Origin of the sequence: Terrimonas rubra, from assembly GCF_042686025.1 — a bacterium.
GTDB classification, from domain to species: Bacteria; Bacteroidota; Bacteroidia; order Chitinophagales; family Chitinophagaceae; genus Terrimonas; species Terrimonas rubra.
This window is the reverse complement of the sequence record NZ_JBHUOZ010000003.1, coordinates 807,740-822,186: the sequence shown is the minus strand read 5'-3', so window position 1 is coordinate 822,186 and position 14,447 is coordinate 807,740. Positions and strand designations below refer to the sequence as shown.

The following is a 14,447-nucleotide window of genomic DNA, read 5'->3' as shown; positions in this document are numbered from 1 at the left end:
TAAGATCTGCGATTTAGGATTTTTTGATTTAGGATCGGGGAATGGAGCATTAAAAATTCAGCATTGAGACCCGGAATTCATACTCAATTGTCAATTATCCTTTGTCACTGTCAATGGTTCACTTCCTGTCTTTCGGACTTCCCGACTTTCGGACTTCCCGACTTTCGGACTTACAGGCTATTCTTATGGAAACAATGAAGTCTGGTTACCAATGCCCTGCTGTGTAGCCAGGTACCAGGCAACAAAGGCCAATGATAAACCTAACAGTATATAAGCAACGATCATCCAGGCATCGCGGGTGGCGGTTTGCGGGGCCAGCATTTCAATCATCTCCGCAGAGGTTTTTTCCTGTTCTCCTACCCTGATGGTATGCAGGGCCTGGTCACGTTTTACCTTATGTGCCGTTACCGCATGGCCGGCAGTATATTGTTTTACAGCACTCTCAAACTTAATTTCCCCACCCAGGCCGGCGGTTAATACCCCCACCTGCTGCCAGTTAATAGTAGCACCGTTTTTTAATTGCTGCTGCAGGTCAAATACAAAGTCATTGTACTGAATGATCGCTTCTCTTTCCGTAATACCCGATACGCCTGCAAGCCAGTTGTACAACTTTGCAGGTGCGGTAACCGTATTATCTTTATGAAGATCTAGCTGGTAAGCCCCTGCAGTTACACTATGATCAGCAATATTCATTACCGCATCAGCCTGCTGAATGGCTAATGTACCGATGCCGGGTAACTGTAATTGCTGGTGTTGTACAAGATAACGGTATAACTGCTGGTACATTATTTATTCTTTTTAGCGAACGAATATACGATACCGCCAACAAAGTTAAAGCCATATACCGGATATTGATTCCAGCGCTGGTATTCCTGGTTGGTAATATTGTTAAACTGCGTCCACAGGCTGATATTATTCCATACTTTAAACTCCAGGCCGGCGTTCAGGTCAAAAGCGCCTTTTAACTTGGTAGTACTGCCGTCAGGGCGAATAAAATGAGCACCATCCCAGCCAAACATATCTACTTTCAGCCACAGGTCTTTAATGATCTGGGCACGGATACTGGCATTCATTTCCATCGGCAACATGCCCCAGGCTTTCTGGTTATTACCTTTTAACTTGGTAAACTGGTTAAGGGTAATGCCGGCTGTTGCTGAAAATTTCTCTTCCACCGTGTATCCTAACTCTCCTCCCATAACAATGATATTCATCTTATCCTGGTTCAGTACGGCAAATGATTTGCCATCGGAGAAAATACCGGCACTGGTATCGTTAATGAATAAAGGCTGGTTATTTAACTTATTTACACCCACCCTTGCATTATAGGTAAAATGGTCAACCAATGTACCTTTAATACCGCCAAATACTTCCTCTATCCAGGTATTTTTCAACTCACCGGGAGCCCAAATCCAGGGATTTTGAGAAGCTAAGTACTGGTACGATGTTTTACGCATGTAACCGGTCCAGCCGCCATGTACCACAAATTGTTTATCGGCAATGGCATATTCTGCCAGGATATTGGGGAACATTTTAAACTCGCTGTTATCCCAGCTTGGCCTGATGCCCACCTGCGCTACAAACTTTTCCGATTTATAGGTAATGCCTGGTGCAACATAAAAGATGGTATTATTAATGGCTTTTTGCTTATCGCGGGATAAACGGGTCATATCAAATGCCAGGCCCAGGTTTACCGCAAAGTCGCTGTTAATGTTTTTTTCCAGTGGCAGGGTTAATACAGTATTGCTCTCACTGTTTTTCAGGTGATCGGAGAATACATCAATCTTTAATTCAGGTGCATAACTCAGGGCAAAATTTGTTTCACGCAGGTTGCGTAACATAACACGGCCTGAGAAGGTGCTGAACTGCTGCCTGATAGAGTCCTTGGGAAAAGACAAGGTTTCCGGAACATAACCATACTTATATAACCTGTCCGCTTTAAAACCCAGGCCACCGGACCATTCCAGGCCACCGGCTGTTTTATAAAACGCCGATACGCGTGCCTGCGCATTGGCATTTTCCTGGTATTCCCTCTTTCCTTTTGAGGAAGTATATTTTGCAAATATTTCTGCACCGGCGGTGCTGCCGTCACCAAATGACAAACCAGCCTGCAGGTAGGGTGTTTTTAAACTACCAAAACCGGCTTTAATATAATTGCTGTTATCCCAGACACCGGCTGTATCATGTTGTAATGCCAGGGGTGTTAATGCACCGGGCTGGTAGGCAAATAATAAATGCTGGTTAGGTACATTGTATTGCAGTACCGGCTTGCTGGTATCGGGCTGTGGCGGAGTTGCATTAAAATTAATTTTTGCACTCTCCCTTAAAACAGGTTTAAATGCCGAGGTAATTTCAACCGAACGTTTACGGGTGGTGTCCTGTGCCTGTACCATGGCTGTTACACTTAGTAAAGCTAAAGAAAGTACAACCGGTTTATTTATATGTTTCATCTGTAATTATCGCTATTTATGACCGTAACATAATTTGAATTAGTTAAACCTGCTTGCTTTTTGCTCTTCGGCAGTAGCCTGGGCTAATTTGGTTTTAGCTTCAGCCTGCAGATCAGCATCCAGGCTGTTATCTACTACGCTCTGGAAAGTAGCTTTCGCATTAAAATAATCCTTTTGCTTAAAGTATATATCTCCTAACAGGATATACGATTTGGTAACCCAATAACCGTAAGAGCCTGACTTATTAATGGTTTCAAAAGCAGCTTTTTCCGCATCAGTCAGCTTATCAATGGCCAGCCAGCAGTTGGCAATTTCATAACGGGCTTCGGCTGCCAGTGCCGCTTTGTTTTGCGATACTACATTTTTAAAAGTAGCAATGGCCTGGTTATAATTGCCCTCTACCTGGTAGGATTTTGCAATGGCCATATTGGCCAGGGCCTTATCATCAGAACTGCTGCCTTTGGCTGCTGTCAGGTTTTTGGCATTATCAACTGCATCCGTCCATTTTTTCAACTGGTACTGACTGCGTAATAAACCACGCATCGCTTCCAGTTTATTCTCCTGGCTCGATGCCAGTTCATTCAACTGTTTATAATAGGATTCTGCCGTTGCGTAATCCTTTTTCTCAAAAAAGTTCAGGCGGGCGGCTTCCAGTACGGCGGGTTCCGCATATTTATTAGGGGCATTATTGGCTACATAGGTGTAGGCTGCCAAAGCATTATTCCAGTCTTTTTTATCACTGTAAATCTCACCACGGAAATAGTTGGCATCAATAGCATAAGCCCCGTTAGGGAATTTTTGTAAATAGTTATTATACGCGGTTAAAGCAGCATTTACATTGCCGGCCTGGTAATGATTATCACCCACATAGTATGTTAAAGAATCTTCGGTATCCACGCTGATAGGCTTACCTACCTGTTTCATATAGGCCGCATACTCCTCGGGGCGGTTATCGTTTACGTATACCACTTTAATATTTTCAATGGCATCTGCTGCTTCCGGTGAATTAGGGTATTGACCAATTAACGCTTTATAATATTTTACAGCATCGGCACTGTTATTCATATTATAAGCCGCTATACCCATTTTCAACAAGGCTTCAGGTTTTAAGCTGGCATTACCCGATTGACGTACCACTTTATCCAGGAAGGTAATGGCTTCCGCGTATTTCTCATCACTGATCAGCGAGTTGGCAATCTCCATGTTGGCATCTGTTACCAGGGATGATTCAGGGAATTTGCGGGTCATAGTCGTCATTAAACTCCTCTTTTCACTGGTACTTTTAATACCCGCGATCATGGCATTCTGGAAAGTAGCATAATCTTCTGCCGGCCAGGAGAATTTGATCACATTATCATAAATAACCTTGGCCTTGCTGTAGTTCTTCATCATAAAGTAACAGTCACCGGTACGGAGGTAGGCATCCTGTGTCAGCCCATCGGAACGTAAAGAGGCGTTTTTACCAATGGGTTCAAAATGGTCCAGCGCTACAGGGTAGTTCTCTTTCCTTAAATAACAATAACCCAGGTTATAACGGGCTGCTACAGGTGTAGCTTCACCACTGCTGGGCGAACCACCATCCAGGTAAGCATTGTAATATTTAATCGCTTCATCCGTTTTATTGGTACGGTAGGCCAGTTCCGCTTTCCAGAATGATACCAGGGGCAATACACTGCCGTTGTAGGGATCTTTTAATGCTTTATCCAGCAAGGTATTGGCTTCTGCAAAACGGCCATCATTTACCAGCTCGGTAGACCGGCCATATAAAATACGGGGGTATAAACGTTTGGCATTTTCAGTCGGCGTTTTCAGCCCGTCAATCAATACCAGTGCATCCTTGTAATTATTTGTATTGGCCAGTACAGCCACCAGCAATTCCTGGGCCTCGGTATTATAGGTTGATTTAGGATACTCTGCCAGGAACGATTTTAAACTGTTTAACGCTTCATCCTGGTATCCCAGCTCGTACGATAATTTAGCATATTGGAACTTGGCTATCTCTTTCTGTTCGGCATTACTGCTGTTGGCGGTGCAGAACAAAAAGGCATTTCTTGCATTGGCTTTCTGCCCGGTCTTTAAATAGGCATCGCCTAATAAATACATGGCATGCTGGCTCAGCGGGTCTTCCTTACCGCTTAATTGTTTAAAGCCTTCAATGGCCTTGCTTAATTTGCCGGTCTGGTAATAACAGTAAGACAATTCATAAATATCCTCCCTTCTTACCTTCTCCGTTTTAGCTACATAATCTTCCAGGTAAGGCAGGGCTTTGGCATACTCCTTCTGCTCAAAATAAGCATGCCCGATCATCTGTTTCAATTCAAGATCATAAAACTGCGATTCGCCTTTTTTGATCTTTTCTTCAGCATATTTTAAGGCTTCTTCTTTCTTACCCTGGATATAATAAATCTGGGCAATATAATAAGGTACTACCGTACCGTACCCGTCCTCGTTCTCCACTACTTTAAAACTCTGCAAGGCATCGGTATACTTTGCTTCTTTAAATGCCAGTATACCATAATAATAGTTCGCATCCAGGTAATTGGGGTCGTCTTTCAGGTTACGTACCGTGTTAAACAAAGGGCGGGCCCTGTCAAACTGCTGCATGGTAAAATAAGCATAGCCCTGGTGAAACTTCATATTGCTGATATCGCTATTGCTCAGGTTGGCAATATTGGCCTGCTCATAAAAATTAGCGGCTTCCCGGTATTTCTTTTCCCTGAAATAATATTCCCCCAAATGATAGGCCATCATTTGCGAACGGGCACTGTTTTTTTCCAGGTCAATATAATCAATGGCTTTATTAACAGCAGTTTCCTCGTTCTGCTTCAACCCGCAAACCAGGGTATAGTAATTCAACTCCTGCGTGGTTACCGGCTGGTTAACGGTTTGCGTTTCCGCAGTACCGGCTTTTAACTCTTTAAAAATGGGATAAGCAAGGCTGTATTGTTCCTTCTGGAAATACTCTTTTGCCTCTTTAAACCTGTCATTAGGATCTGTGTAAAACCGTGTTTGCTGGCCATGCGCCATATATACAGTAGCAACAGCTCCGACTAATAAGCATATTTTTTTCATTCCTAAGTCCTTTAAACCGTGTGAGGATAACGTTGCAATATTCAAAATATTTCAGCCCTGACCAAAGAACGTTCCAAACAGGTGTGGATAAGTGCCTTTAAAGACAATGTTTAACATTTCTATTACAAAACTGCTTCATTATCAGGGGTATTAATTTTATGTTACCGGCTGCGGTTCCCTGATCAGGCTTTCTTGCGACGCTCCTTTCGGGTTCCGGTTCGCTCATCGGCAGTAAACAATTGGCAACAGGCAATAAACAACCGCTAAACCTTTCATAAAACAATTGCTTATCGCAAAATTGTCCATTGTCAATTGCTAATTGTTACTTGTTCTTTGCTGTGAACAATAATTCATTAATATTGCAGCATAAATTATTTTTTTATTTTATGAAAAAACTTTTCAGTACAAAATACTCTGCTACTTCTTTTGATGTTGCTATGCTCTTATTAAGAGCAGTAGCCGGTTCTACAATGGCCATTTCGCATGGTTTAAAAAAGCTACAAAACTTCAACAGCATTTTAGCCAAAGGTTTTGCCGATCCCTTCGGGTTAGGACAAACAGTTTCTTTATCACTGACCATTTTTGCCGAGTTCTTTTGTGCTATTTTTATTATCCTGGGTATTTTTACCCGCCTGTCCTCTATTCCCCTGATCATTTGTATGTCGGTAGCATTTTTTAGTGCACATGGCGCCAGGTTATATGCAGATGGTGAATCGGCAGGCCTTTTCTTAATGTTATTTTCCGTTATACTATTAGTAGGCCCAGGGCGGTTCAGCGTCGACCGTTTAATTGGAAAATAAAAAATCAGTATATTTATAAAAATTATTACTATGTCGTTACTTAACCAACAAAAAGGAAAAGACAAGAAAAAGGGAGATAAAAAGACCACGGGCCCGAATGCAGCGGCAGGGTCAAAATTTATTCAAAAGCCTAAATCCGGTGGTTTTGTAAACAAACAATCCAATACCGGATCGCAGAGAGGAAGTTAGTTTAAGTAGGTAGTATACAGTATTCAGTATATAGAAAAGGTATTTGATTTTTTCAAATACCTTTTTAATTTATATATAAGTGCAAATCTATTGCGGTATCAAAAAAGACAAGCATTATGATGCAGCGGATTTTTACACCATAAAGCGCCTTTTATGCATTTTCGTATTTTTTATATTTTAACCTCTATAGTTTTAACTAGTTTAGTCTCTTGCTCTAACGAAAAAATAGAAACTGGCTTAACACTAAAAAAGAATACTCAAAATTTAATAAAATCTCTGGGCCTTTTGAGTGAAGATGAGCAAATCATCAAATACTATTCGAACTTTAAAAAGCACAAAGCAGGTAATTTCTTCACAACAAAAAGAATAGCCCACTACTGGATTGATGATTATAACAAAGAAAAAAATGATACTTCTTTTGCTTATTACTATGAAATAGTAAATATAGATACACTTTATAACGTTCCAGACACATTTGCCCCATATATGACAGTTACTAAGAAAGATGGCTCAAAGTTTAACGTCTATATTGATGGTAGCAAGAACGAAATTAAATCTTTTTTTGATGAAGTAATTATGATGTGGGAGGAACGCAAAAATTAAGATTAATATATAATCATTGCGTCCATGGTATCTCTACTCCCAACTTCTCCCCCAATCCCTTTAAATCATCCACAACAGCCGGCAATAACGGAATACCATTTGCGGTACGTTCAGCTTCAAATTCACGCTCCGGGTCTCCGGGTACCAGCACTTTTTCTTCACCGGTAATAGTAGCTGCATTCCTGAACCCTTCTATCCAGTGGTCCATACTTTGTTTAAAATCAGCTGCAGGTCGGAAGGCGTCAATTCGCATAGCGCCTAAAAAGTGACCGATGCCTTTACCCGGTTGCTGTGCCGGCATAGGAACATAGGCGGGGAAAGGCGGTACCCAGGGTGCATAATTAGCACCACTTAACAGGGCCGAAAAAATATCTACAATGGCGCCCAGGGCATACCCTTTATGACTGCCATGCTCCCTGTCGCCACCCAGTGGTAATAAAGCGCCGCCTTTTTTTAATTCATGCGGATCATGCGAAGTATTGCCTTCGGCGTCCTGTATCCAGCCTGCCGGCGCTGCCTGGTTCTTGCGCTGCAGAATTTCCAGCTTACCATTGGCGGCTGTAGTAGTGGCCAGGTCGGCCACAAATGCCGGTTGCTGACCGGCAGGCGCCGCCACACAAATAGGATTGGTGCCCAGCATTTTTGCCGTTGAAAAAGTAGGTGCTACCAGCGGACTGGCATTGGTCATGGCCATGCCGATCATATCATGCTCCAGCGCCATCATAGCATGAGCTGCAGCAATACCAAAATGATTACTGTTCTGTACACTCACCCAGCCTGTGCCCACCGCTTTCGCTTTTTCAATGGCCACCTGCATGGCATAAGGCGCTACAACCAGGCCCAGGCCACTGTCACCATCAATCACAGCAGTAGAAGGGGTTTCATGAATGATCTTTATCTGCGGTTGTGCATTCACCCTTTGTACTTCCCACAAACGTACATAACCGCTTAAGCGGGCAATACCATGAGAGTCTACACCCCTTATATCGGCTGATAATAAAACTTTGGCAGCCGTTACGGCATCCTGTTCGCTACAACCTATTTTATTAAATATTGCTACTACAAAACTGTATAACTGCTGGTAAGAAAAAACTTGTTCGGCCATGCGGCAAAGATAGTGGCTAAAAAAGATAATGTGACGATCAGCAATTGACAGTTGACAATTGACAATAAGCAATTGCAATTTTGAATCGGTCAGCATTGACCTTTGTTTATTGTCTAATGTAATATTATCTATTACAAACTGCAGCGCAGACTTTTGACTGTTGTTCATGGCTTCTTGGCACTCCAGGTTCTCGTCTTTCGGTCTTTCCGTCTTCCCAACTTCTGACTTTCTCCTTCACACGCTGACAGAAATAAAAAACCCCTCAAAACGAGGGGCTAACATTTTAAAACGGCAGATCGTCTGATGCTTCCGTAATATCATCGGCATTGACATAACTGTTACCCGATGAAGAACCTGCACTGCTGTTGCCGGCATTATATGATGGCGTGCTGCCACCGGTTCCCTCACCTTTACTACCCAGCAACTGTACTTCACGTACACGAACCGATAAGGATGCACCGGCGGTACCATCCTGGCGGCTGAATGCACGGGCTTCGGGTGTTCCTTCCACATATACCTGTACACCTTTCACCAGGTAAGGTGCTACGGCTGTACGGTCGGTCCAGTAGGCGCAATCAACCCAGGTGGTTTTTTCCTGTAAATTGCCCTGGCTGTCTTTATAACGTTCAGAATGGGCTACTGAAAAGTTAATTACATTTTTGCCGTTCACTGTATTTACAATACAATCTTTTCCCAAACGGCCAATTACCTGCATTTTAATCATAGTGCTCAGTTTTTAAGTGACGTAATTATTATTTTATGCCGGCAAGTTACATTTATTAAGTATTCAGCACCGACTTGTGCGAAAAATTTCTTCCCGCACTACCAAACAATTGCCGGGAGGTGTTGTTTTAAGTACCAATTTAACAATGTACCTTTGCCGTTGGCGAAAAAAGTAATAAAATGAGCAGAAAAGGGAAAGTATTGGTGGCCATGAGTGGCGGTATTGACAGTACCGTAGTGGCGCTAATGCTTCATAATCAAGGTTATGAGGTAGTGGGGATTACTATGAAAACCTGGGACTACGCGGAAAGCGGCGGCAGCAAAAAAGAGACCGGCTGCTGTAATGTGGACAGTTTTAACGATGCCCGGCAGGCTGCCGTGGAACATGGCTTTCCACATTATATTTTTGATATCCGGGACGAGTTCGGTGGTTTTGTGGTAGAAAATTTTGTAGAGGAATATATCGCCGGCCGTACCCCCAACCCCTGCGTATTGTGTAATACCCATATAAAATGGCGTGCCCTGCTGAAACGGGCCGATGCCCTGGGTTGCGATTATATTGCCACCGGGCACTATGCCAAGATCCGCCAGCACGATAACGGCCGTTTTGTGATCAGCAAGGCCGTGGACGATACCAAAGACCAGAGTTATGTACTCTGGGGCTTACAGCAGGACCTGCTGAGCCGTACCTTATTACCCCTTGGAGGTTACCAGAAATCGGAGATACGCCAGATGGCCGTTGACCTGGGCTACCCCCAGCTGGCTAAAAAAAGCGAGAGCTACGAAATTTGCTTTGTGCCCGATAATGATTACCGCGGCTTTTTAAAAAGACGGGTAGACGGACTGGAAGAGCGTGTAAACGGTGGTAATTTCATTGACAAGAACGGCAACCTGCTGGGTAAACACAAGGGCTACCCTTTTTATACCATCGGCCAGCGTAAGGGCCTGGAAATAGCTTTAGGCCGCCCGGTTTTTGTTACCCATATCGACCCTGAGCATAATACCGTAACCCTGGGTGATGAAGTGGACCTGGAAAAGAATATTATGACCGTGGGTAAATTAAACCTGATAAAATACGACAGCATTACCCCAGGTATGGAAGCGCTGACCAAAATAAGGTATAAAGATAAAGGCGCCCTGTCCAACCTGTACCAGGATGGCAACACCATGAAAGTGGAGTTTTATGAACCCGTTAAAGGTATTGCCCCCGGCCAAAGCGCCGTGTTCTATGAAGGCGATGATGTGATCGGAGGCGGACATATACAAATGGGCTTTAAACAGGATTAAGTGCGTGATGAATTGAAAATCAAACAATATTTTTTTAATAGAATCGTTTATAAACGGGGTGAAGCAATTTTCCCCGTTTATTTTTTAGCTTTGAGCTGACAATATAAATCGTAACCCAGATTAACTGCTTATTTTAAGATTCCAGCTTATGAACCAGGCCTTACCGCTTATGAGATTTTTACGTATTACCTTTTTTTCGCTGGTTATACTTTTCACCATCAGTTCCTGCGGCAGCGAAAAGGAAACATTTGACACCCCGGCCATGAGCGATTACCTGCCGATGCAGGTAGGCAAGTATATTATCTACCGGATGGACTCCACCGTTTTCACCAACCTGAACACTACCATTGAAGTACACAAATACCAGGTAAAACACGAAGTAGCTTCCGTAACCACCGATAATGCGGGCCGTACTACCTATATTGTAAACCGCTCCATCCGCAACGAAGCCGGCACCAGCGGCTGGCAGGCCAATGGTAATTACACTGTTGTTACCGCTGGTGACCAGACCGAAGTAGTTGATGATAATTTAAGGGTGATCAAACTGCATATTCCTTTACGGGAAGGTTTTAGCTGGAAAGGCAACCGCCACCTGCCACTGGAACCCTATAAAAATGTATACACTTTCAGCGTGGATAATGATATGCAGAACTGGGATTTTTATTACGATTCTTTTGACAACTTCAGCCACGAAGGCAATAACTACGAAGATGTATTAACCGTAGAGCAGATAGACGAAAGCGATAATTTACCTATACAAACCAATACTACCATTGCGTCCCGCATCCGTTCGGTTGATCGCTATGCCAAAAACATTGGTCTGGTATACAAGGAATACACTTTGTGGGAGTACCAGAATAACCCTTCAGCCCCCAACCCTACCTATACCGGCTTTGGTGTGGTGATGTGGATGATAGAACATAATTAGATGAAGAATGATGAATTAAGAATTAGGAATTGGTGATTTAGGGTTTAGGTTAGAGATTTCAGACTTCAGATTTCAGAACTGAGAATTCAGACTTAATTATCACTTGTCAATTGTTATTTGTCAATTGTCATTTGTCAATTGTCCATTGCCTGTCTGCATAAACTTCAGCATTTCCCATTCATCATTCATAACCCATAATTCAATAAAAATTTAGTTTTACATTTGGGTACCATGAACTACAAAGCAATCATATTTTTTGTTTGCATTTATTTGCTGCTGCCCGATAATAGTTTTGCCCAAACCGGTTTTACCCGTTATATTATTACACTAAAGCACAAAGGGAACAATCCTTATACCTTGAGTAACCCGGCTGCCTATCTTTCACCCAAAGCCATTGAAAGACGTACCCGTTACCAGATTGCCCTTGACTCTGCCGACCTGCCTGTTACACCGGCTTACCTGCAACAGATCGCGGCTATACCCGGTGTTACCATCCTGAATACATCCCGTTGGTTTAACCAGGTAGCCGTACGCATTAACGATGTAAACGCGATTAATACAATTAATACCCTGCCATTTGTACAGCAAACTCAGCCCATTGCGGCACGAACCGGTGGCGGCAACCGTATTACGCCACCTGCAACCAGTAACGATGCCGCACTCCCACCAGCACAACGTGTACAAAACGGCTTAGCCGATTTTTATGATTATGGCACCGTGCCCCAGGCAGAGATCAACCTGCACAATGGCCAGTTTTTACATAATATAGGCATGCGTGGCCAGCATATGCAAATTGCCATGTTAGATGCAGGTTATTACAATTACAACTCCCTGCCGGCATTTGACAGCATCAATAAAAACAACCAGGTAGCCAGTACCTGGGATTTTGTAGAGGGGAATACAAGTGTTGCGGAAGACCATTCCCATGGCATGCAATGCCTGTCTATTATTGCCGCCAATATACCTGGCTCATTTATCGGCAAAGCACCCGCAGCAATATTTCACTTGTTCCGGACCGAAGATGCGGCCAGCGAATATCCCATTGAAGAGTTTAACTGGTTATGTGCAGCCGAACGGTCAGACAGCGTGGGAGCAGATATTATTTCTTCCTCGCTCGGTTATGCAGATTTTGATTATGCTCCGTACAATTATACTTATGCCCAGCTAAATGGTAAAACCAGTATTGCTGCCAAAGCCGCTACCCTGGCCTCCCGTAAAGGCATGCTGGTAGTAGTGGCCAATGGCAATTCGGGCAGCAGCAGCTGGCGTTACCTGCTTACACCGGCCGATGCGGATAGTGTATTGAGCGTAGGTGCAGTGAACACAGCTTCCGCAGTGTGGCCTAATTCCAGTTACGGACCAGCAGCGGACGGGCGAATAAAACCGGATGTAGCTTCAGTGGGCTGGGGAGCCCGGATACAAAACACCGGTGGTGGCCTCAGTGCCGGTAATGGCACATCCTATGCCTGTCCCAATATGGCCGGACTGGCAACCTGCCTTTGGCAGGCTTTCCCCGAGTTTAAAAATATTAAGATCATTGAAACCTTACGCCTGTCCTCCAGTAAATACAATACCCCTGACGACCGTGTGGGTTATGGCATACCCGATATGAAACAGGCTTTTGGCCGTTTATTGGTGGAATATGCTACGGCCTCACAGCAGGTGGTTAATTGTGTTGCCACCATTACCTGGAACACCAAAGATGTTGGCGCCATGCGTTACGAAATTGAACGCCAGCTTCCCAATACACTCAACTACATAACGGTAGGCAGTATGGCAGCAACAGCCGGCGATTCGCTCAGTAAACGAACCTACCAGTTTACCAACGATATCAGTAACCTGGGCCCCGGCACCATCAACTACCGTATTAAACAAGTAATCGACACTGCCCAGGCCGGTTTAACGGCTGTTTACCTGGATACAGTAACCGTAGCATTGAACAGTATTTGCAGGGTAACCCCGCCTGCAGAGCCGGTACAGGACACCAGCTATGTAAAAACAGTACCTAACCCGGTGTATAATAACCAGGCCAATATACTGGTATATACACCTGCGGCCATTGAACAATTGCAATTCAATATTTACAACAGCAATGCCCAGCTGGTAGCACAAATGATCCAAAATAAGGCGACAGGAGGCCTGGCTACCTACCCCCTGCCGGTGAATAAAATGGGTAAAGGTGAATACTTTATACAGGTTTGGGATAAAAGCCGGCTATTATTTACAACAAAACTGATGCGTTTGTAAAAAACTTTTATGTAATCTGCCGGCTTATTGCATCGTGTTAAGGATAAGGGAATATTATTACGTTAACTTATTCAAAACCAGCAATAATGAAACTTCTTTTAACAGCGGCAGGTATTATTTTATATATTACCGGTACTGCCCAGCTAAGCGGGCAACCTTTCATTCCACGGGAATCTATCGTCACCGTTACTACACCAGGGTCGCAAAAAGACAATAAAACGCCTGTAAACAAAACAGCCGGTAGCTGGCAACTGGCCAATGGTAATACAGTTATATTGTTACCACAGGATAATATGCCCTGCGTGATACCCAGGCAGGAAGGTAGTATACCCAATGCAGGAGCCGGTTTAAAAAACAAAAGCTGGGGAGCTCCCATACCTAACGCCGGTAAAAAAGTAATCAACCCCGTCACTATATTTTTTCCACCAACCCGTACAGACACATTAACTATGTAACAGTAACAAAAAAAGGCTGTCTCTTTCCAGGGACAGCCTTACTTATTTAAGATCGCGTTGCGGTTATTACCATTTATCTACTTCCTCCGTGCTTCCGCCGGCCACAGGGGTCGACTCGGTTTCTTCAGCAGCAGGAGTTGAAACTTCTTCTTCAGTAGCAGTACTTACTGTTTCAACAACAGCAGTTGAAGCTTCTGTTTCATTATTGCCTTCGCCATCATAGTCATCATGATTAAACGCGTCAAAATCAAAATCAGGCATCAGGTCAGTTTTAACGTAGTCAACTGCTTCGTTCAAGGCTTTGATAAATTTATTAAAGTCCTCTTTATACAAGAATACTTTGTGACGGTCATAACCGTTATCATCAAAACGTTTGCGACTTTCGGTAATCGTCAGGTAGTAATCATTACCGCGGGTAGCTCTTACATCAAAAAAGTAGGTTCTTCTTTTTCCTGCACGAATGCGCTTACTGTAGATACTTTCTAATTTCTTGTCGTTATTCTCGTACGCCACGTTGTTAGTTTTATCAGTTAAAGAATGACTTGGCTTAGTCCACAAATATATCGATGTTTTTGAAACAGCCAAATCATA

13 protein-coding genes are annotated in these 14,447 nt (G+C 43.5%); 7 read left to right on the top strand and 6 right to left on the bottom strand.

Annotated features, from left to right (window positions below; translation table 11 throughout):
• Positions 1–183: 183 nt before the first annotated feature.
• Genes ACFS6H_RS12830 through ACFS6H_RS12820 form a run of 3 tightly spaced genes read right to left on the bottom strand, consistent with a single transcriptional unit; the run spans position 184 to position 5,519 of the window.
• A complete protein-coding gene (locus ACFS6H_RS12830; protein ID WP_386099280.1) occupies positions 184–786 on the bottom strand; it encodes a hypothetical protein in 603 nt (200 codons plus the stop codon).
• Positions 786–2,447 (bottom strand): hypothetical protein, encoded by a 1,662-nt coding sequence (locus ACFS6H_RS12825; protein WP_386099277.1) that lies wholly within the window; start codon positions 2,445–2,447, stop codon positions 786–788. The genes ACFS6H_RS12830 and ACFS6H_RS12825 overlap by 1 nt, the downstream gene beginning before the upstream one ends.
• Positions 2,448–2,486: 39 nt before the next feature.
• Positions 2,487–5,519 (bottom strand): tetratricopeptide repeat protein, encoded by a 3,033-nt coding sequence (locus ACFS6H_RS12820; protein ID WP_386099274.1) that lies wholly within the window; start codon positions 5,517–5,519, stop codon positions 2,487–2,489.
• A 386-nt stretch (positions 5,520–5,905) separates the two neighbouring features.
• On the opposite strand from ACFS6H_RS12820, the gene ACFS6H_RS12815 reads away from it, so the two are divergent.
• The 3 genes from ACFS6H_RS12815 to ACFS6H_RS12805 all read left to right on the top strand — a co-directional run bounded on the left by ACFS6H_RS12815 (position 5,906) and on the right by ACFS6H_RS12805 (position 7,111).
• Positions 5,906–6,319 carry a DoxX family protein gene (locus ACFS6H_RS12815; protein WP_386099271.1) on the top strand — a complete coding sequence of 138 codons (414 nt, stop codon included), beginning with the start codon at positions 5,906–5,908 and terminating at the stop codon, positions 6,317–6,319.
• Positions 6,320–6,349: 30 nt separating this feature from the next.
• The gene (locus ACFS6H_RS12810; protein ID WP_386099268.1) at positions 6,350–6,508 is read left to right on the top strand and encodes a hypothetical protein; all 159 of its coding nucleotides are present in this window, start codon (positions 6,350–6,352) and stop codon (positions 6,506–6,508) included.
• 153 nt (positions 6,509–6,661) lie between these two features.
• Complete coding sequence (locus ACFS6H_RS12805; RefSeq protein WP_386099265.1) at positions 6,662–7,111, top strand: hypothetical protein; 450 nt, start codon at positions 6,662–6,664, stop codon at positions 7,109–7,111.
• Between the two features lie 13 nt (positions 7,112–7,124).
• On the opposite strand, the gene ACFS6H_RS12800 is transcribed toward ACFS6H_RS12805, so the two are convergent.
• Both ACFS6H_RS12800 and ACFS6H_RS12795 read right to left on the bottom strand, forming a co-directional pair.
• Entirely contained in the window at positions 7,125–8,216 is a 1,092-nt protein-coding gene (locus ACFS6H_RS12800; RefSeq protein WP_386099262.1) for an Ldh family oxidoreductase, read from the bottom strand.
• Between the two features lie 283 nt (positions 8,217–8,499).
• Positions 8,500–8,940 (bottom strand): single-stranded DNA-binding protein, encoded by a 441-nt coding sequence (locus ACFS6H_RS12795; RefSeq protein WP_386099259.1) that lies wholly within the window; start codon positions 8,938–8,940, stop codon positions 8,500–8,502.
• A 179-nt stretch (positions 8,941–9,119) separates the two neighbouring features.
• Here ACFS6H_RS12795 and mnmA point away from each other — a divergent pair, with 179 nt between their 5' ends.
• From mnmA to ACFS6H_RS12775, 4 genes are all read left to right on the top strand, one after another.
• Entirely contained in the window at positions 9,120–10,226 is a 1,107-nt protein-coding gene (mnmA, locus tag ACFS6H_RS12790) for a tRNA 2-thiouridine(34) synthase MnmA (protein ID WP_386099256.1), read from the top strand.
• A 169-nt stretch (positions 10,227–10,395) separates the two neighbouring features.
• Positions 10,396–11,154: a hypothetical protein gene (locus tag ACFS6H_RS12785; protein ID WP_386099253.1), complete on the top strand. Its 759-nt coding sequence runs from the start codon at positions 10,396–10,398 to the stop codon at positions 11,152–11,154.
• A 231-nt stretch (positions 11,155–11,385) separates the two neighbouring features.
• On the top strand, positions 11,386–13,401 hold the full coding sequence (locus ACFS6H_RS12780; protein ID WP_386099250.1) for a S8 family serine peptidase: 2,016 nt from the start codon (positions 11,386–11,388) through the stop codon (positions 13,399–13,401).
• Between the two features lie 86 nt (positions 13,402–13,487).
• Positions 13,488–13,856, top strand: coding sequence for a hypothetical protein (locus tag ACFS6H_RS12775; protein WP_386099247.1), 369 nt, complete (start codon positions 13,488–13,490; stop codon positions 13,854–13,856).
• Between the two features lie 66 nt (positions 13,857–13,922).
• On the opposite strand, the gene ACFS6H_RS12770 is transcribed toward ACFS6H_RS12775, so the two are convergent.
• Positions 13,923–14,369: a DUF3276 family protein gene (locus ACFS6H_RS12770; RefSeq protein ID WP_386099244.1), complete on the bottom strand. Its 447-nt coding sequence runs from the start codon at positions 14,367–14,369 to the stop codon at positions 13,923–13,925.
• Between the last annotated feature and the right edge of the window lie 78 nt (positions 14,370–14,447).

What these genes read in the sequence shown, in the direction of transcription:
- ACFS6H_RS12830 (WP_386099280.1), bottom strand. Translation starts at nt 786, where the DNA reads ATGTACCAGCAGTTATACCGTTATCTTGTACAACACCAGCAATTACAG.
- ACFS6H_RS12825 (WP_386099277.1), bottom strand. Translation starts at nt 2,447, where the DNA reads ATGAAACATATAAATAAACCGGTTGTACTTTCTTTAGCTTTACTAAGT.
- ACFS6H_RS12820 (WP_386099274.1), bottom strand. Translation starts at nt 5,519, where the DNA reads ATGAAAAAAATATGCTTATTAGTCGGAGCTGTTGCTACTGTATATATG.
- ACFS6H_RS12815 (WP_386099271.1), top strand. Translation starts at nt 5,906, where the DNA reads ATGAAAAAACTTTTCAGTACAAAATACTCTGCTACTTCTTTTGATGTT.
- ACFS6H_RS12810 (WP_386099268.1), top strand. Translation starts at nt 6,350, where the DNA reads ATGTCGTTACTTAACCAACAAAAAGGAAAAGACAAGAAAAAGGGAGAT.
- ACFS6H_RS12805 (WP_386099265.1), top strand. Translation starts at nt 6,662, where the DNA reads ATGCATTTTCGTATTTTTTATATTTTAACCTCTATAGTTTTAACTAGT.
- ACFS6H_RS12800 (WP_386099262.1), bottom strand. Translation starts at nt 8,216, where the DNA reads ATGGCCGAACAAGTTTTTTCTTACCAGCAGTTATACAGTTTTGTAGTA.
- ACFS6H_RS12795 (WP_386099259.1), bottom strand. Translation starts at nt 8,940, where the DNA reads ATGATTAAAATGCAGGTAATTGGCCGTTTGGGAAAAGATTGTATTGTA.
- mnmA (WP_386099256.1), top strand. Translation starts at nt 9,120, where the DNA reads ATGAGCAGAAAAGGGAAAGTATTGGTGGCCATGAGTGGCGGTATTGAC.
- ACFS6H_RS12785 (WP_386099253.1), top strand. Translation starts at nt 10,396, where the DNA reads ATGAGATTTTTACGTATTACCTTTTTTTCGCTGGTTATACTTTTCACC.
- ACFS6H_RS12780 (WP_386099250.1), top strand. Translation starts at nt 11,386, where the DNA reads ATGAACTACAAAGCAATCATATTTTTTGTTTGCATTTATTTGCTGCTG.
- ACFS6H_RS12775 (WP_386099247.1), top strand. Translation starts at nt 13,488, where the DNA reads ATGAAACTTCTTTTAACAGCGGCAGGTATTATTTTATATATTACCGGT.